Raw genomic sequence first — 16,047 nt, 5'->3', positions numbered from 1 at the left:
GTTAAAAGCGATAGCAGAAGGGGCTAATATTTCGCCTTCTAAAACAGCTTTTCTGCCGGCATGGGCAAGCTGGATGCCAATTTTGGCGCCATGTTCTTTAACAAGCCCGGCAAGCTCCTGGAAGCCTGCGATATGCTCATCGTTCCAGATCCCCAAATCCTGCGGCGAAATCCGTCCCTCCGGACTGACTGCCGTTGCCTCGACAATGATGAGGCCGACCTGCCCGACGGCTCTTGATGTATAGTGGGTGCGATGCCAGTTTTGCAGATGGCCATCTTCATTATGGCTGGAGTACATGCACATCGGCGCCATGACAATCCGATTTTTAAAGGTAACCCCCTTAACAGTGTAAGGAGAAAATAATTTTGCTGCCATTTGCGAACCTCCTAATTTTCAAAAATAAGCCACTATTAGTATAGCAAATACTGGTTATTTCATGAAAAATACTGCTTACTCATGATCCCTCAGCTTGCTTAACGGATAAGTTGTTCCCCTCCAAACAATCCCGCCTCGTTTGAAGGTCAGCCAGCTTGCCCGGATGATGGAATAAATAAACAATAAGGCGGTAAGGGGCAAAACGAGAAACAAGGCAGGGGAGAATACCGTCATTCTTCTGATAATCATGAAGTAATGAATGCCGCTTAGGAGAATATTTCCTAAACTAAGCAGGGCAATGGTTTTATTTCCGGAAAAAATCGTAATAAAAGGGAGAACATTAGTGGTGAATACTCCGAAAATAGCAAAAAACACCATACTGATTCGATAGTTTAATCCGGCGAAGGTGTTTTTTTCGAGACCAACGAAAGCTTCGTGAAGGCTGCCGTACCACTCCACTTCGATTAGTTGGAGTGCCGTTATAATTCTCTGCCGATACCCTTCCTTTTTTAAAAGCATTCCCAGCTGTAGGTCATCGTCGGGCCGCATCTTGATCCGTTCATGCTTGCCAAATGTTTCGTAAGCTTCTTTGCAAATTAGGTTAAAGGCGCCAATGCCTGTTCCGGTTTTCGATTTTGGATTATTCGCCAGCCAAGGGCGTTTAAAATAGGAAAATCCAAACAAGAAAAAGGCGACGAAGGTTTTCAGCCAGAAGCTTTTTGCGGATAAATTCGGTGCGGCGGTTAAATGGTCAAGCTGGTGCTTTTCTGCATAATGGAGCGCCTTGGCGAATGCTTCTTTTTCGTATTTGATATCAGCATCGGTGAACAACAGCCATTTACCTTGTGCAATTTGCGCACCAGTGAATAAGGCGTGGTTCTTGCCAAGCCAGCCATCGGGAAGGTCGTGAACATGGATGACCTTTATTCTTGAATCCTGGTGTGCCAATTGCTCCATTGATTTTCCGGTTTCATCAGTGGAGCGATCATTCACCAGGATCCACTCGACATTTTTATAGGTCTGTTCAAGCTGACTTAAAATACTTGCTTTAATATGTTCCTCTTCATTCCGAGCCGCGACAACGACCGATAATAATGGGCCGCAATTAAGAGGCTCCTCATCTTCTAACGAATCTAATTTTCTTAAGCCGATTATGGCATCTAAGAGAAAAACAAGCCAAACGAAGAGGCCTAATGAAAACAATAGAATAAGTATGTTTTCCATTTCCACAATCCTTTGTTTTGCGTCTTACTCTTAGTTTACCAAAATTTTAAAAAAGTCTCTTCCTAACGTTTCCCAACCTGCAGCTGGCTGCACAAGGCATCTCCCATTCTTTTAGATTGGGCTGCCGCCGCTTTAATACAGGAAATGAACGCTTGCTGCACGCCGTTTTCCTCAAGGACACGAATGCCTGCCTCAGTGGTTCCGCCAGGGCTTGTCACTTCCCGGCGTAATTGCTCCGGTGATTTGGAAGAGTTTTTGACCATTTCTGCGGCGCCGATTAACGTCTGCACAATCAGCTGCTTCGCCATTTCTTTTTCCAGGCCGATTTCAACCGCGCTTTTTTCCATCGTTTCAATCAAATAATAAATATAGGCTGGGCCACTTCCGGACAGGCCTGTTACCGCATCAAGCTGGACTTCCTCTACAAACTCCGCCAATCCGACGGTTCCGAAAAGCTGTCGGGCTGTTTCAAGCTGTTCCTCTGAAACACGAGCATTAACGGCAATCGCCGTTGCGGATTTCCCGACTGCTGCCGATGTATTTGGCATTGCCCTTGCAATGGATAGTGGCTTTCCGGCGAGCGCTTCAATTGATTCCGTCGAAACACCTGCAAGAACGGATACAATCAGCATTTCACTACGCAGATGGTCACGAATATAATCGATCGCACTCGCTGCATCCTTCGGTTTCATCGCCAGCATGACAATGTCCGCCCCTGAAAAAAGAGCATTTAAATCGTACGTTCCAACAACACCATAACGATTCTCCAAGTCATTTAATCTTTCTTGGTTTGAGTTGTTGGTCACCCAAACATTTCTCCGGTCCATTAAACCATTTTCCAGAATTCCTGAAATAAGAGCTTCCGCCATCGAACCCGCACCGATAATCGCCATCTTTTTCATGAAAAAATTCCCCCTTTTCACCGTGAATAACATAAAAAAGACCCTTCATCCGTAAAGGACGAAAGGTCTTAGCTTCCGTGGTACCACCTTCATTTGCCCGGCTGCTAGTTTTCGCAGTTGGGCTTACTCAACACCGTTAACGCCGGGATACGTTAGGTTTGCCTAAATGCTCATAAGGTAGGTTCGATGTTCAAGAGGGCGGTGAAGTCTTTCAGCCTCCGGACTTCACTCTCTTTCGCCGTTTTCCATCTACTGGCCTTACTCATTGCATGTCAACGAATCAAATTTTAATAGTGATTATGCAGGAAAAATGGCTTGTCTGTCAAGAGATAAATTTGCCAATTTTTTGTTTTTTCGAAAAAGTTATGTAAAAATAATGACAATGGTAAAAAAAATCGGTACACTTTATTTTATTATAAGACAATACATAACTATCACACTTCATGCATAATTATTCTTTATTCAAAAATAACGTTAGGAGTTTTTTAGATGACAGAATGGAAAGACGGCGTTGCCAAAATGTCACTGCCGACCCCATTTCAAGTCGGGGATGTCAATGTATATTTAATAAAAGGGGAACGGCTGACCCTAGTAGATGTAGGACCGAAAACCGAAAAAGCATGGAACTCCCTTACTCAGCAGCTGGCTGAATTAGGATTGCAGCCGGAAAATATTGAACAGGTAATCCTTACCCATCACCATCCGGACCATTGCGGTCTGCTTGATTTTTTTCCAGACGAACTTGATGTGTACGGTCATCCGTTGAATGAGCGCTGGATTCAACCAGCGGAAACATTTTTACAGGAACAAGAGGCATTTTTCAAAGAACTGTTTGAAGAGTTTGGGCTGCCAAATGAGTATTTTCCGTTGACATCTTTTTTCAGGGAAGGCCATAAATTCTTATGCAATCGTCCGTTGACTGGGCAGCTTGTGGAAGGGATGAGACCGCTGGGCCTGTCGGAATGGCAGGTCATTGAAACACCAGGGCACGCCCAGAGCCAGATTGCCCTTTATCGGGAAAAGGATGGCGTTCTGATTGGCGGCGATTTGATCATCGCTCATATATCCCCAAATCCATTGCTCGAACCGCCGGCACCAGGGGAAAAGGAGCGGCCAAAGCCTCAGCTGCAGCATAATCATTCGATGCAAAAATTGCTGTCGTATCCGATTCAGGTGGTAAAATCCGGGCACGGCGAAGATGTCTACGAATTAGCAGAGCTTGTTGAGAAACGGCTTATCCGCCAGCATGAACGGGCGATGACGGTCAACAGCTGGCTGAAGGAAGAACAGCTGACCGTTTTTGAAATCTGCAAACGGCTATTCCCGAGTGTTTATAAACGTGAATTGATGCTGACGATATCGGAAACCGTCGCCCAGCTTGACTATTTGGCATCCATCGGAGAAATTAGTAGTAAAGATACTCATCCCGTTCTTTTTTACGCCAAGCTTTAAGGCGGGTGGGATGACCCTGATGAGGTGTTTTATTGATGAACGGAAGATTGAAGGATAAAAATATTGTCATAACTGGTGCTTCCGGTGGAATTGGAGCGGAAATTGCTAAACTTTGTGCCGCGAGCGGCGCCAATCTCGTTTTATTGGCTAGGAGCATCGATAAGCTCCAGCAGCTTAAGATAGAGCTTGAAAAAAGGTATTCTGCCAAGGTTGAAGTGTTTCAGCTGGATGTAGCGGATACGGATCGAGTGAAGAAGGTTTTTGAGCAAATTTTTGAGGGATTCGGCCGTGTCGACATTCTTGTCAATAATGCCGGGTTTGGTGTTTTTCGTGAAGCCCATGAGGCATCGATTGATGAAGTGAAGGGCATGTTTGAGGTGAATGTTGTCGGGTTGATGGCGTGCACGAGCATGGTCTTGCCTAGGATGCGTGAGAGACGATTTGGTCATATTATCAACATCGCGTCTCAGGCTGGAAAAATTGCCACCCCGAAATCGAGTGTTTATTCGGCTACTAAGCATGCGGTGCTTGGCTATACGAATGCATTAAGGATGGAGCTTGATGACTACAACATTCAGGTAACCTCGGTGAATCCAGGCCCGATTGCCACGAACTTTTTTAACATCGCCGATGAACAGGGCACCTATGTAAAAAACGTCCAAAAGTTCATGCTCCAGCCGGAGTATGTGGCCCAGAAAGTCGTTGACAGCATGCTGACGAAAACACGGGAAATCAACCTGCCGCGCTGGATGAACATGGGCAGCGTGGTTTATGTACTGTTTCCGCGGTTGTTTGAGCGGATTGGGAAGAAGATGCTGAATAAGAAGTAGTTTTAGCCTCTATTTTATTAGGGGCTTTTTCTATTTTAGCCAGTTAAATAATCATACACTATATCATTTACAACCTCATATAAATCGGCAGTGGGGTCCTCGTTTTTCGTTTGCAGAATCCGAGTAACCAACTCCTCCAACTCTTTATCGCCAATCGGTGAAGAATCCGCCTCATAATACTGTTTAAAACAATTCTTGATCATTTTCACAATCAGCTTTTTATCCATTCACATGCACCTCACCTTCATTATATCGCTTTTTTGCACTTTAGCCATATTTGGTAAGCCTTAAAAAATTTCCATTGAATACGAACGCATATTCGCTTAAGATAATAGATATAATATTAAAGAACAAATGTTCGAATTTTGAAACTGTGAGGGATAATCATGGTTGATTACAACACGTTACCGCACAATAAAATTTTATGTGTCGACATGAAGAGCTTTTATGCCAGCTGTTCAGCTGTCATGGAGGGGCTTGACCCGCTGGATTGTTACATTGCGATTGTCGGCGACAAAGAACGGCAGGGGAGCGTCGTGCTTGCCGCTTCCCCAAGATTGAAAAAAGAATTTGGCATCAAGACGGGCTCACGGCTATTTGAAATTCCAAACGATCCGCGGATTCGGCTGGTCGAACCGAAAATGGCCACCTATTTACGTATTTCAACAGAAATCTCCCGTGTGTTTAACCGCTATGTTCCAAAGGAAGCCATTCACACCTACAGCGTCGATGAAAGCTTTATTAAAGTGGACGGCGCCCTGCATTTGTGGGGTGATGCCCAGACGATTGCAAAAAAAATAAAGGACGATATTGAGCGGGAATTCCAGCTCCCATGCGCGGTCGGAATCGGCCCCAATATGCTGCTGGCAAAGCTCTGTCTTGATTTAGAGGCTAAGAAACACGGGGTTGCCGAGTGGACCTATGATGATGTGCAGACAAAACTTTGGAAGGTGTCGCCGCTTCGGGAAATGTGGGGAATCGGCAGGCGGGTTGAAAAAACGCTCAACGGCATGGGCATTTTCACAGTCGGTCAGCTCGCCCGCTATGACTTAGAACAGCTGGAGAAGAAATTCGGTATCATGGGCAATCAGCTTTATCATCATGCCTGGGGAGTCGACCTTTCCGATTTGGGCGCACCGATTATCGAGGGGCAGATCAGCTTTGGAAAAAGCCAAATCCTGCTGCGCGATTATAAAGACGAAGAAGAAATTAAGCATGTCATTTTGGAAATGTGCGAGGAGGTTGCCAAGCGAGCGAGAACAAGGCGGAAGGCGGGGCGGACGGTCAGCCTTGGCGTCAGCTACAGCCAGGATGAATTCGGCGGCGGCTTTAACCGCTCGAGAACCGTCCAGCAGCCGACCAATGTGACGATGGACCTTTACCGTGTCTGCCTCGAACTATTTCACGAGCACTATAACGGCAAAACCGTCCGGCAGATTTCCATTGCGCTTAGCAATATTGAGGACGACTGCGAGCTTCAGATTGATCTATTTGACCAAGGTGCTTATAAACGACGTGAGCTGGGCTATGTTGTTGATTCCGTTCGCAGACGCTTCGGCCCGGGCTCTCTCCTGCGTGCTGTTTCCTATACCGCTGGAGGAACTGCCAAACATCGGGCCACGCTTGTGGGCGGGCATAAGATGTAAAATAACTGGTTTGCGCAAGTAAAACGGAATATCCGCAAGTAAGAAGGGCTTATCCGCAAGTAAGGGGAGGCTATCCGCGAATAAAGACTAGAGAAAGAAGGCGAGGCAAATGATTCGCGACCGTGGCAGAATTAAATGGACGTCGATGATGCTGCCTGAGCATGTGAAAATGCTCAGGGATTGGGTGAAGGAAGATCAGTATGAACAGCAGAAAGAAATGGATGAGCAGCAGCTTGAGCTCATGAACGAAATCTTGGCAGAAGCCATCGAATTTGACCAGTACGTGACAATTACCCATTATCGGAACCGAAATTATGAAATTGTCATTGGAAAAATCCATTATTGGAACGAAATCGCGCACAGGCTGCATGTGATTGACCGCTTTCAAGAAGTACATCGAATTCCCATCGATACTATTGCCGACGTTCGAATGACGGACATATAAAAGAGCGACTCCAACTAGAAAGCCGCTCTTTTTTCAACTTATTTATTCTTCCTTAGGCACCCGAACCTGAGACTCGAAATTTCCTTTATGCGAACCATCGCAGAAAGGTTTGTTTTTACTCATTCCGCACCGGCAAAGAGAAAAGGAAGGTTTTGTTGTATACACATTCCCCTCGCCATCCAACAATTCCACATCGCCTGTAATTCTAAGTGACCCATTATCGTTAACTTTAATTGTAACCTTTGACATCCGAAGCACTCCTTTAAAAAATATTCTATTATCCTTGAGAATAACTGGTTTAATAGGGAAATGCAACCAAATGGCGGCGAGCAAAATAAAAACAGCCCAAACCAACATATGCTACAATCATCATATGCCTAAATGAGGAGAGTGTTAAACGTGGAAATCATCATAACCGAAGAGGCTGCCAAAAAAATAAATGAGCGGACAGCGGGACGTGAAGGCTATTTACAGCTTAAATACGATACGGATGGCTGCGGCTGAGCAGTCAGTGGTGTTGCCGCTCTGTGGTTCACAGGCGAATTAGACGATACTGAAGTTGAAATTGAAACGAATGACAGGCCAGTGTATATCGAAAAACACAAAATGGTGTTCTTCGACGAGCAAATGAAAATTGATTTTTCGACAGCCAGCAATTGCTTTCAGTTAAAAAGTCCGCAGCAAATCCTGAACGGACGGATGAGCCTCGTCATAAAAACAGACTGATCCATTATGGACAGTCTGTTTTTAGCATGGGTAGGCATAGAGGACGTATTTTTCCAAAAATTCATCCACAACCCGCTTATAGTCATCCGGGTTTTCGTTAAAGGATTGGGCGTGAACGCCTTCCTCTGCAATATAGAGCATTTTCGGGCCTTGTTTGTGTTCGAATAAATCATGGGTCATCGATGGGAGAATATAATCATCCTTCTGGCTATGGATAAATAAAACCGGATGCTTGATGTTTTCGATAGCCGAAATCGGCGAAACATGGCGGATGGAATACTTATCGCGCAGGCGAAGGAAAGCATCCCCAATCGGAAGCAGCAGCCCTGGAAAAATTTTAAAATCCCTTTTAATGAGATGGGCAACCTGCTCTTTAAAGTCAGAAAATGGACAGTCTGCAATGTAAAAATCGGCCCCGTCTTCAAGAAGTCCAGCATACAAGAGCATCGTTGCTGCCCCCATCGATTCCCCGTGAATCCCAAGGAGCAAGTTCGGTCCCTTTTCTTGTTTAAGCCAGTCGACCACTGCTTTTAAATCAAATTTCTCGTAATGGCCATAGCTCGTGGTTTTGCCGCCGGATTCCCCGTGACGGCGATGGTCGTAAATCAAGGTATTAAAACCGCGCTCGAGGAACAGGTTCATGTATTTCACTGAATTCATTTTGTTTTCCGTTACGCCGTGCGATATGATTACATAGCGATTGGTCTGATGGGGTTCCACTAGCAAGGCTTTAATCACATAGCCGAACGGAGAGGGGATATCCACATCTCGTTTAGGCAGGGACTCAAATTCATCGGGATTGAACCTGCCCGCCTCCTTTTCCCGCTTTAAAATGAAATCCTCATCCTTCTTCTTCATATACATGATTCGGTTGGTAAAAAACAAACCGATCGCGAGCCAAAAAAATAACAAAATAAACAGGGTTCGAAAGGCCTTCTTCAAACTTGGCACCTCCAGAAGGTTGGTAATCCATATTTTAACATAAGAAAAGCCGCGGCATCTAATGGGCGGCTTTGAATGAAAGGCATGATTATGATTCTGCGTTTTGGCGCTTTGTCGGATGAAGGGCTTTTTCCATTTCTTCTGCAGCAATCATCCGCTTGCCGCCCCCGCTTGAGTCTGCGTAGTTTTTCCCTTGCATACTGTTTCCTTTATCGCGCTTTTGGCTCATGAACAAACCTCCCTTCAATGGTCTTATCATCTATAAGATGCTTAAACACAGGGGCATTTATTCACGAGACGGTTTGGCTATGAAGACTGAAATAGCCGCTTGTGATTTCCCTGGAGATATGGGGACGGACGATTTCAATGGCATCGACAAGCTTTTGGAGATCAACTCCTGTATCTATTCCCATCCGCTCGAGCATGTAGACGACATCCTCTGTTGCTGTATTTCCGCTTGCACCTGGGGCAAATGGGCATCCGCCCAGCCCGCCGGCAGATGTATCAAAGCGGTCAACGCCTGCTTGGAGAGAAGCAAAGATATTAGCCAGCCCGAGTTTTCTGGTGTCATGGAAGTGGGCAGTAATAAGGGTTTCTTTAAACTCCGCTTTAATTTTTGAAAATAACGAGTAGGCTTCGTGTGGCGCGGCCATTCCAATCGTATCGGCAACGCTTAGTTCATCGGCACCGGCCTCGACAAATTCACGGCATAGCTTCAATGTTTCTTCCTCTTCAATTTTACCCTCATATGGGCAATAAAAAGCAGTTGAAATGCAGGCACGGACAAAATACTTTTTTTCCTTAAGCTCTTTAATAATCGGTTTTAATTCAGTCATGCTGTCAACAGTTGATTTGTTGATATTTTTTTGATTAAACGTATTGCTAATGCCGACAAAAACAGCGACGGCTTGACAATCGGTGGAGTAGACCCGGTCGATTCCCCGGCGGTTTGGGGCGAGGACAATGTTTCTAGTTGTATCAGCAAGGCTGTCGGCCACAATTTCCGCTGCATCGCCCATTTGCGGCACCCACTTCGGCGATACAAAGGAGGTCAGTTCCATTTCTTTAAGTCCCGCGTTTCTCAAAGCAGCAATAAATTGTTTCTTAATTTCTGTCGGCACAAACAATTTTTCATTTTGCAGGCCGTCGCGCGGCCCAACCTCAATAATGGTTGCTTTTTTCGGTAAAGTCAGCATTTCGTTCCCCCTCGTCCTGTCATAATTTCATTGTAACGGGGTCGATTTTTTAAAAGCAAGAATTTTAACAAAAATGGTAATTTTCTGTGTTAAAATAAGGTGAGCAATTCCATAAGGAGGAGAGTACATGAGTCAAACCGAAGTTGTAATTGTTAGCGCTGTCAGAACCGCGCTTGGCAGTTTTAATGGTGGATTAAAAAGTGTAAGTGCACCTGAGTTAGGCGGAGTTGTCATCAAGGAGGCACTTCAGAAGGCAGGCGTGAAACCGGAGCAGGTCGATGAAGTGATTATGGGGAATGTCCTTCAGGCTGGCCTTGGGCAAAACCCGGCTAGGCAGGCGGCGTTTAAAGCAGGAATCCCAGAAACTGTTTCCTCGATGACTATTAACAAAGTGTGCGGATCAGGTTTAAAAGCTGTGCACTTAGCGGCACAAGCTATTTTGGCAGGAGATGCGGAAATTGTGGTCGCCGGCGGAATGGAAAATATGAGTCAGGCACCGTACATATTAAAAAATGCCCGCGAAGGCTTTAAAATGGGTGACCAAAAGCTGGTTGACACGATGACATCAGACGGACTTACTTGTGTATTCAATGACTATCATATGGGGATCACAGCGGAAAACCTAGCGGAAAAATATTCGATTACAAGAGAAGAGCAGGATGAATTTTCCGCATGGAGTCAGGAAAAAGCAGTGAAGGCGATAGAAGAAGGGAGGTTTAAAGAGGAAATCGTTCCGGTTGTGATTCCGCAGCGAAAAGGTGAGCCGGTTGTATTTGCCGTGGATGAATATCCGAAAAAGGGTACCACTGTGGAAAAATTAGCTGGGCTGCGTCCTGCGTTTAAAAAGGACGGTACAGTAACAGCGGGTAATGCATCTGGCATTAATGACGGCGCGGCAGCTTTAGTGGTAATGAGCAGAAAAAAGGCGGATGAACTAGGCTTGAAGCCGCTTGTAACGATTAAGGCAAATGCCAGCGCTGGAGTAGATCCGAGCATCATGGGTATCGGACCAGTTCCTGCGGTTAAGAAGGCATTGGAAAAGGCGGCCGTTTCTTTGGAGCAATTGGAGTTGATTGAAGCGAACGAAGCCTTTGCGGCACAGTCGCTGGCTGTAGACCGTGAGCTTCACTTTAACAAGGAAATCTTGAATGTAAACGGCGGTGCGATTGCACTTGGGCATCCGATTGGTGCAAGTGGGGCGAGAATTTTGGTTACACTTATCCATGAGATGAAGCGGAGAGATGCCAAGTTAGGACTTGCAACACTGTGTATTGGCGGCGGCCAAGGAGTGGCAACAGTCGTGGAAATGGCGTAATAGAGTAAAGCAGGCTGACCTAAGAGGGAGCCTGCTTTTTATATGATTTTCGAAATAGTAGGTTGTATAATGGAATAAAAGTAGTTTTTGAAGGAGCATCAAACCTATGAAGAAAAAACAACAACAACCTAAACGTCAGCCGAAAAAAGACGATGCTGCAGTAACGCTTAAAGACATGATGAATCCCGATTTAATAAAAAAGTTAAAAGAACAACAGGAGCAGCTAAAAGCGGAAGAAGATAGAAAACGCGAGGAAGAAGAGCAGAGAAAACGGGAAGAAAGAAGATTGAAAGAAAAGAACAAATCCTTTGAAGAGCTGTTAAATGAGAGCGGCATGAATTGGAAGGAATTTAAATAAAAGGAGAGCGGATGCTCTCCTTATTTATTACCGATGCTCCAAATAAACACTACCCTTAGTCAACTCTTTAATCACCGCAACCTCCTCATCGGTCAACGGCTGACTTCTAACCGCAGCAGCATTGCTTCGAATCTGTTCCACGCGGCTCGCTCCCGCCACAACCGAGGCGACCGCAGGATTAGCTAGATTATACTGCAACGCAACCTCTGTAAATGAACGGCCTGCCCCCACTTTTTCCATCAAACGAGGCAAAATCTTACTCAATTCATCTAAACTATAATCGAGATATCCTTTCCCTGAAGCCTTGTTTAGCAGCTTGTTACTCAACAGCCCTTTGGCCAGCGGTCCGCGTGTGACAACGCCCACGCCATGTTCAGCCAATAGCGGCAATGCCTCTTCCTCCGGACGGCGGTCAAGGATACTGTACTGCATCATCACCGAAACAATATGTGATGACTCCACATATTCACGGATGACATTCGGACGGATTGAGGATATTCCGTAATAGCGGATCACTCCTTCGGAAACTAGTTCCTCAAACGCTTCTATTGTTTCGTCAATCGGGTCATTAATCGTGCCGCCATGTAATTGATAGAGATCAATATAATCTGTTCCGAGCCGTTTCAAACTATTTTTCACCGCTTCTTTGATATAGACCTTCGAGGGGTCCCACGTCCAGCTAGAATGATCCGGCTTCCAGCGGTTCCCGACCTTCGTAGCGATAATGACCTTTTCGCGGACACTTTTCAACGTCTTCCCGACAATTTCTTCGTTAACCCCAAAATCATATAAATCCGCGGTATCGAAATAATTGATCCCTTCCTCAAGAGCCGCTTCAATAATTTTTTGAGCCGCTTTTTCATCAGTTCCAATTGACATACAGCCAAGTCCAAGTTCCGTCACATACAAGTCAGATCTACCCAACCTTCGCTTCTTCAAAAAAATCCCCCCTCATCTTTCTATAATTTTAATCAAGAACGGGGGAGACTACAAACAACAGGATCTATTTTTGCTTGACGTTTTGCACCCAGTCGGAAACATTCTCAAATTCTTTCCGATATTCCTTTAGCTTTTGCAGTACTTCCCAGCCTTTGCCGACAAGGATAATCCCCTTTTCATGCACATACACCTTCATCCCATACGCCTCCCAATCAAGTATGGTAAAATGTATGACGTGAATGAACCGGACTAGAACAGGAGTTGACGATAATGAGCAAGCTTGAGGAAAAAACACTTAAAAGCGAAGAAATCTTTTCAGGGAAAATTATCAGCCTTCACTTACAGGAAGTGGAACTGCCGAACGGAAAAACATCCAAGCGGGAAATTATCAAGCATCCAGGGGCGGTAGCCATTTTAGCCCTCACCCCTGAAAATAAAATCATCATGGTCGAGCAATATCGTAAAGCACTAGAACGAACCATCGTGGAAATTCCTGCTGGCAAGCTTGAAAAAGATGAAGAACCGGCCAGCTGCGCCCGCCGGGAATTGGAGGAAGAGACCGGCTACGTGTGCGAAAGCCTTGAGTTGCTTACATCTTTTTTTACCTCGCCGGGCTTTGCCGATGAAATTGTCCATGTTTACCTCGCAAAAGGCTTAACGAAAAAAGAAGATTCCGCAGCCCTTGATGAGGATGAGTTTGTCAATTTGGAAGAATTGACGCTGGAAGAAGCCCTTCAATATGTGAAAGAACAAAAGATTTATGACGCAAAAACGATTTACGCAGTCCAATACTTACAACTACAAGAGGCGTTGAATAAAGAATGAACCGCTATTATGTGGATTTACATATTCATATTGGCCGGACATGGACGGGCAAGCCTGTTAAAATAACCGGCGCCAAATCTCTTACATTTACAAATATTATTGAACATGCACGACATGTAAAAGGGCTAAACATGGTCGGAATCATTGACAGCCATTCTCCGGAAGTCATTTTGGAAATGGAGAGCTTAATTGAAAGTGGAGAGGTTTACGAGCATGAGGATGGGGGCTTGATATTTGGCGATTTGACCGTCATTCCGGGCTCGGAATTGGAAATTTATGATGAAAACTGCCACGGTCCGATTCATCTTCTGTGCTACTTCCCAACACTCGCTGTCATGCGGGATTTTTCTAATTGGCTGTCGGGCCATTTGAAAAATATCCAGCTCAGCTCGCAAAGGATTTATATCACCGGCATGGAGCTGCAGAAAAAGGTCAAAGAAATGGGCGGCATTTTTATTCCGGCTCATGTTTTTACACCTTTTAAAAGCCTATATGGAAAAGGGGTTAAAAAGTCTCTCGCAGAGGTTCTCGACCCCAACAAGATTGACGGTATTGAGCTGGGCTTAAGCTCTGACACACAAATGGCTGACCAGTTAGGCGAACTGCACAATTATACGTTTGTTACTAACTCGGATGCCCATTCTCTGGCAAAAATTGCCCGTGAGTATCAGGTGGTGGCGATGGAGGAACCAACCTTTAAGGAACTATATAAGGCCTTAAAGGGTGAGGATGGGCGTAAAGTAATTGCTAACTTCGGCCTGGATCCCCTGCTCGGCAAATACCATAAAACCGTTTGCGCCGAGTGTCTGAATCCGCTTCAGGAAGATGACCAAATTTGTGATTTGTGTGGTCATAGTAAAATCATTAAAGGAGTGGCCGACCGAATCCTTGAACTAAAAACGGCTGAAACGAGCCCGCCCGGACGCCCGCCTTATGTTCATCAGGTGCCGCTCGAATTTATCCCCGGCCTGGGACCGCGCATGCTGGAAAAACTCGTCAACCACTTCGGAAGCGAAATGGCCATTTTACACGAGGTTCCTTTTAAAGCATTAAAAGAAGTCGTTCCTGAGAAAATTGCGGACCTCATCATGAAAGCGAGAGAAGGAAAAATAAATCTCGCTGCTGGCGGCGGCGGGAAATACGGGAAAATTGCGGATCAATAAAGAATCAACTCGACATCCAAAAGCTGTCGAGTTTTTTTATGGAATCTATCAATTTTAATCATAGAAAAACTAGACTGGCATAGAATGTATTAATCATTAGCAAATGCCAGGAGGAACCGCAAATGAAAAAACGTTTGTACCCATCCAATGCAGTAAGTTTCCGTGAGCATTCCTCAATTTTCTTATTTATTGTTGTGCTGTTTTTTATGGGGGTTATTTTTGGCGCAATCGTCGTCAATAGTATGAGCTTTACGCAAAAGGAAGATTTATTCTATTATTTATCGCAGTTCTTTGGACAAGTCTCCACAGAAAACGCAGGCGAGAACAGCGATTTGTTCTTGCAAAGCTTCCTTCATAATAGTAAATTTATAGGATTAATTTGGATTCTGGGAATTTCCATTATCGGGCTTCCTGTTATTCTTATTCTTCTGTTTGTCAAAGGAATGGTGGTAGGCTTTACAGTTGGGTTCCTTGTCAGCCAAATGGGCTGGAAAGGGTTTTTGCTGGCAGTCTCCTCGATTCTGCCGCAAAACTTGATTATCATCCCAGTCTTTATTATTATGGCGGCCTTGTCAGTCATTTTTTCATTGAGAATGATTAAGAAGCAATTTATGAAGCAGTATGCAAAGCCTTTAGCGCCTTTACTGAAGGGATATGTTTTCGCCCTCATCGCGGCGGTCGTGTTTATTTCAGCAGCGTCAATTGTTGAAGCATATTTATCGCCATGGCTGATGAAAACAATGATTACCTCAATTAGTATATAATTATTATTAAATAATAATATATATAAACTCCACTTTATAATAATTTTATTTTGAATCTCCTTTCTCATCTGTTATAATGTGAATTAACAGTGGCGTGGGAGGGGCTTCAGGATGGAAACTAGAATTGAGAGAATAAAGAAGCAGTTGCATTCAGCAAGTTATAAGCTAACACCTCAGCGTGAAGCAACCGTCAGAGTTTTATTGGAAAATGAAGAGGATCATTTAAGCGCGGAAGATGTGTACCTCCTCGTAAAAGAAAAATCGCCTGAAATAGGCTTGGCAACTGTTTACCGGACTTTAGAACTATTAACGGAGTTAAAAATTGTCGATAAAATAAATTTTGGTGACGGAGTTTCCCGTTACGACCTCCGCCAGGAAGGTGCAGCCCATTTTCACCACCACCTTGTTTGTATCGAATGTGGTGCTGTTAGTGAAATTCAGGAGGACTTACTGGAAGATGTCGAAGCAGTGGTAGAAAAGAGATGGAATTTTAAAATAAAAGACCATCGACTTACCTTTCATGGTATCTGCCATCGCTGCCAGGATAAAGATAAAGACGAAGAACCGAACAAACAGAATAAAATCAAACAGTCCTTTGAATGAAAAGGGCTTTTTCTTTTTTTTAGAAAGCATGCGAAATCCCGATGCAGCAAGGTATAAAACCTGTCCATTTTGGCATACCTTGTTAATAGAAAACTATTTTGGGGGAACGTAACATGCTCTCTTTTATGAAAATCATTCTGCAAACGGTAAAGGTATTTATCATATTCACAGGGTGCACGGTTCTTTTTTATTATGGTATCATGTGGGTATCTGAAGAATATCAAAACTATCACCGCTACGACGAACCCGAAGGAACGGCGCTTAAGGTCTCAAATACAATGAGCGAAAGCGATTCTTCTCTAGTTGACCGGCTGATATTTTTTTATTTAAATGGGGAGTAAG

Annotated in this window: 21 protein-coding genes and 1 pseudogene; 12 read left to right on the top strand and 10 right to left on the bottom strand. The window is 44.6% G+C overall.

Going from position 1 to position 16,047, the window contains the following annotated elements; all coding sequences use genetic code 11:
• The 3 genes from KHB02_RS23025 to proC all read right to left on the bottom strand — a co-directional run.
• Positions 1-375, bottom strand: a 375-nt coding sequence (locus KHB02_RS23025) for an oxidoreductase (RefSeq protein WP_476739049.1), incomplete at its 3' end; no start/stop codon positions are given.
• Positions 376-450: 75 nt separating this feature from the next.
• Positions 451-1,599, bottom strand: a complete 1,149-nt coding sequence (locus tag KHB02_RS23020) for a glycosyltransferase family 2 protein (RefSeq protein WP_213144948.1) — start codon at positions 1,597-1,599, stop codon at positions 451-453.
• Positions 1,600-1,661: 62 nt separating this feature from the next.
• Positions 1,662-2,501, bottom strand: coding sequence for a pyrroline-5-carboxylate reductase (proC, locus tag KHB02_RS23015; protein ID WP_213144949.1), 840 nt, complete (start codon positions 2,499-2,501; stop codon positions 1,662-1,664).
• A gap of 489 nt (positions 2,502-2,990) precedes the next feature.
• Here proC and KHB02_RS23010 point away from each other — a divergent pair, with 489 nt between their 5' ends.
• Together KHB02_RS23010 and KHB02_RS23005 are read left to right on the top strand one after the other, a co-directional pair.
• Positions 2,991-3,953, top strand: coding sequence for an MBL fold metallo-hydrolase (locus tag KHB02_RS23010; protein WP_213144950.1), 963 nt, complete (start codon positions 2,991-2,993; stop codon positions 3,951-3,953).
• 35 nt (positions 3,954-3,988) lie between these two features.
• Positions 3,989-4,783 (top strand): SDR family NAD(P)-dependent oxidoreductase, encoded by a 795-nt coding sequence (locus KHB02_RS23005; protein WP_213144951.1) that lies wholly within the window; start codon positions 3,989-3,991, stop codon positions 4,781-4,783.
• A 35-nt stretch (positions 4,784-4,818) separates the two neighbouring features.
• Here KHB02_RS23005 and KHB02_RS23000 read toward each other — a convergent pair whose 3' ends face one another.
• The gene (locus KHB02_RS23000) at positions 4,819-5,010 is read right to left on the bottom strand and encodes a YqzH family protein (protein WP_213144952.1); all 192 of its coding nucleotides are present in this window, start codon (positions 5,008-5,010) and stop codon (positions 4,819-4,821) included.
• A gap of 159 nt (positions 5,011-5,169) precedes the next feature.
• Here KHB02_RS23000 and KHB02_RS22995 point away from each other — a divergent pair, with 159 nt between their 5' ends.
• Both KHB02_RS22995 and KHB02_RS22990 read left to right on the top strand, forming a co-directional pair.
• A complete protein-coding gene (locus KHB02_RS22995; protein WP_213144953.1) occupies positions 5,170-6,429 on the top strand; it encodes a Y-family DNA polymerase in 1,260 nt (419 codons plus the stop codon).
• 109 nt (positions 6,430-6,538) lie between these two features.
• Positions 6,539-6,874 (top strand): YolD-like family protein, encoded by a 336-nt coding sequence (locus tag KHB02_RS22990; protein ID WP_213144954.1) that lies wholly within the window; start codon positions 6,539-6,541, stop codon positions 6,872-6,874.
• A gap of 42 nt (positions 6,875-6,916) precedes the next feature.
• Here KHB02_RS22990 and KHB02_RS22985 read toward each other — a convergent pair whose 3' ends face one another.
• Positions 6,917-7,123, bottom strand: a complete 207-nt coding sequence (locus tag KHB02_RS22985; RefSeq protein ID WP_213120283.1) for a CDGSH iron-sulfur domain-containing protein — start codon at positions 7,121-7,123, stop codon at positions 6,917-6,919.
• 150 nt (positions 7,124-7,273) lie between these two features.
• Here KHB02_RS22985 and KHB02_RS30080 point away from each other — a divergent pair.
• Positions 7,274-7,600: pseudogene (locus KHB02_RS30080) on the top strand (iron-sulfur cluster biosynthesis family protein).
• Between the two features lie 21 nt (positions 7,601-7,621).
• Here the strand turns inward: KHB02_RS30080 and KHB02_RS22975 are convergent.
• The 3 genes from KHB02_RS22975 to KHB02_RS22965 all read right to left on the bottom strand — a co-directional run bounded on the left by KHB02_RS22975 (position 7,622) and on the right by KHB02_RS22965 (position 9,738).
• Positions 7,622-8,542, bottom strand: coding sequence for an alpha/beta hydrolase (locus KHB02_RS22975; protein ID WP_213144955.1), 921 nt, complete (start codon positions 8,540-8,542; stop codon positions 7,622-7,624).
• A gap of 88 nt (positions 8,543-8,630) precedes the next feature.
• Positions 8,631-8,771, bottom strand: coding sequence for a hypothetical protein (locus KHB02_RS22970; protein WP_213120285.1), 141 nt, complete (start codon positions 8,769-8,771; stop codon positions 8,631-8,633).
• 61 nt (positions 8,772-8,832) lie between these two features.
• Positions 8,833-9,738 carry a hydroxymethylglutaryl-CoA lyase gene (locus KHB02_RS22965; RefSeq protein WP_213144956.1) on the bottom strand — a complete coding sequence of 302 codons (906 nt, stop codon included), beginning with the start codon at positions 9,736-9,738 and terminating at the stop codon, positions 8,833-8,835.
• 127 nt (positions 9,739-9,865) lie between these two features.
• Here KHB02_RS22965 and KHB02_RS22960 point away from each other — a divergent pair, with 127 nt between their 5' ends.
• Both KHB02_RS22960 and KHB02_RS22955 read left to right on the top strand, forming a co-directional pair.
• Positions 9,866-11,053, top strand: a complete 1,188-nt coding sequence (locus tag KHB02_RS22960) for an acetyl-CoA C-acetyltransferase (protein ID WP_213144957.1) — start codon at positions 9,866-9,868, stop codon at positions 11,051-11,053.
• 106 nt (positions 11,054-11,159) lie between these two features.
• On the top strand, positions 11,160-11,411 hold the full coding sequence (locus KHB02_RS22955; protein WP_213120288.1) for a YqkE family protein: 252 nt from the start codon (positions 11,160-11,162) through the stop codon (positions 11,409-11,411).
• A gap of 27 nt (positions 11,412-11,438) precedes the next feature.
• On the opposite strand, the gene KHB02_RS22950 is transcribed toward KHB02_RS22955, so the two are convergent.
• Entirely contained in the window at positions 11,439-12,350 is a 912-nt protein-coding gene (locus KHB02_RS22950; RefSeq protein WP_213144958.1) for an aldo/keto reductase, read from the bottom strand.
• A 64-nt stretch (positions 12,351-12,414) separates the two neighbouring features.
• The gene (mciZ, locus tag KHB02_RS22945) at positions 12,415-12,546 is read right to left on the bottom strand and encodes a Z-ring formation inhibitor MciZ (RefSeq protein WP_213120290.1); all 132 of its coding nucleotides are present in this window, start codon (positions 12,544-12,546) and stop codon (positions 12,415-12,417) included.
• 74 nt (positions 12,547-12,620) lie between these two features.
• On the opposite strand from mciZ, the gene KHB02_RS22940 reads away from it, so the two are divergent.
• The 5 genes from KHB02_RS22940 to KHB02_RS22920 all read left to right on the top strand — a co-directional run bounded on the left by KHB02_RS22940 (position 12,621) and on the right by KHB02_RS22920 (position 16,046).
• Entirely contained in the window at positions 12,621-13,175 is a 555-nt protein-coding gene (locus KHB02_RS22940; RefSeq protein ID WP_213144959.1) for an NUDIX domain-containing protein, read from the top strand.
• Positions 13,172-14,338 (top strand): endonuclease Q family protein, encoded by a 1,167-nt coding sequence (locus KHB02_RS22935; protein WP_213144960.1) that lies wholly within the window; start codon positions 13,172-13,174, stop codon positions 14,336-14,338. The genes KHB02_RS22940 and KHB02_RS22935 overlap by 4 nt, the downstream gene beginning before the upstream one ends.
• A gap of 122 nt (positions 14,339-14,460) precedes the next feature.
• Positions 14,461-15,102 (top strand): stage II sporulation protein M, encoded by a 642-nt coding sequence (spoIIM, locus tag KHB02_RS22930; protein ID WP_213144961.1) that lies wholly within the window; start codon positions 14,461-14,463, stop codon positions 15,100-15,102.
• A gap of 111 nt (positions 15,103-15,213) precedes the next feature.
• Positions 15,214-15,705: a ferric iron uptake transcriptional regulator gene (gene fur, locus KHB02_RS22925; protein ID WP_213144962.1), complete on the top strand. Its 492-nt coding sequence runs from the start codon at positions 15,214-15,216 to the stop codon at positions 15,703-15,705.
• Positions 15,706-15,818: 113 nt separating this feature from the next.
• Positions 15,819-16,046 (top strand): YqzK family protein, encoded by a 228-nt coding sequence (locus tag KHB02_RS22920; protein ID WP_213144963.1) that lies wholly within the window; start codon positions 15,819-15,821, stop codon positions 16,044-16,046.
• Position 16,047 lies beyond the last annotated feature (1 nt).

Origin of the sequence: Neobacillus citreus, from assembly GCF_018343545.2 — a bacterium.
GTDB classification, from domain to species: Bacteria; Bacillota; Bacilli; order Bacillales; family Cytobacillaceae; genus Neobacillus; species Neobacillus citreus.
The sequence above is the reverse complement of the archived record's forward strand: the minus strand, read 5'-3'. Positions and strand labels throughout refer to the sequence as shown.

Coding starts and splice junctions, on each gene's coding strand:
- KHB02_RS23020 (WP_213144948.1), bottom strand. CDS start 1,599: ATGGAAAACATACTTATTCTATTGTTTTCATTAGGCCTCTTCGTTTGG.
- proC (WP_213144949.1), bottom strand. CDS start 2,501: ATGAAAAAGATGGCGATTATCGGTGCGGGTTCGATGGCGGAAGCTCTT.
- KHB02_RS23010 (WP_213144950.1), top strand. CDS start 2,991: ATGACAGAATGGAAAGACGGCGTTGCCAAAATGTCACTGCCGACCCCA.
- KHB02_RS23005 (WP_213144951.1), top strand. CDS start 3,989: ATGAACGGAAGATTGAAGGATAAAAATATTGTCATAACTGGTGCTTCC.
- KHB02_RS23000 (WP_213144952.1), bottom strand. CDS start 5,010: ATGGATAAAAAGCTGATTGTGAAAATGATCAAGAATTGTTTTAAACAG.
- KHB02_RS22995 (WP_213144953.1), top strand. CDS start 5,170: ATGGTTGATTACAACACGTTACCGCACAATAAAATTTTATGTGTCGAC.
- KHB02_RS22990 (WP_213144954.1), top strand. CDS start 6,539: ATGATTCGCGACCGTGGCAGAATTAAATGGACGTCGATGATGCTGCCT.
- KHB02_RS22985 (WP_213120283.1), bottom strand. CDS start 7,123: ATGTCAAAGGTTACAATTAAAGTTAACGATAATGGGTCACTTAGAATT.
- KHB02_RS22970 (WP_213120285.1), bottom strand. CDS start 8,771: ATGAGCCAAAAGCGCGATAAAGGAAACAGTATGCAAGGGAAAAACTAC.
- KHB02_RS22965 (WP_213144956.1), bottom strand. CDS start 9,738: ATGCTGACTTTACCGAAAAAAGCAACCATTATTGAGGTTGGGCCGCGC.
- KHB02_RS22960 (WP_213144957.1), top strand. CDS start 9,866: ATGAGTCAAACCGAAGTTGTAATTGTTAGCGCTGTCAGAACCGCGCTT.
- KHB02_RS22955 (WP_213120288.1), top strand. CDS start 11,160: ATGAAGAAAAAACAACAACAACCTAAACGTCAGCCGAAAAAAGACGAT.
- mciZ (WP_213120290.1), bottom strand. CDS start 12,546: ATGAAGGTGTATGTGCATGAAAAGGGGATTATCCTTGTCGGCAAAGGC.
- KHB02_RS22940 (WP_213144959.1), top strand. CDS start 12,621: ATGAGCAAGCTTGAGGAAAAAACACTTAAAAGCGAAGAAATCTTTTCA.
- KHB02_RS22935 (WP_213144960.1), top strand. CDS start 13,172: ATGAACCGCTATTATGTGGATTTACATATTCATATTGGCCGGACATGG.
- spoIIM (WP_213144961.1), top strand. CDS start 14,461: ATGAAAAAACGTTTGTACCCATCCAATGCAGTAAGTTTCCGTGAGCAT.
- fur (WP_213144962.1), top strand. CDS start 15,214: ATGGAAACTAGAATTGAGAGAATAAAGAAGCAGTTGCATTCAGCAAGT.
- KHB02_RS22920 (WP_213144963.1), top strand. CDS start 15,819: ATGCTCTCTTTTATGAAAATCATTCTGCAAACGGTAAAGGTATTTATC.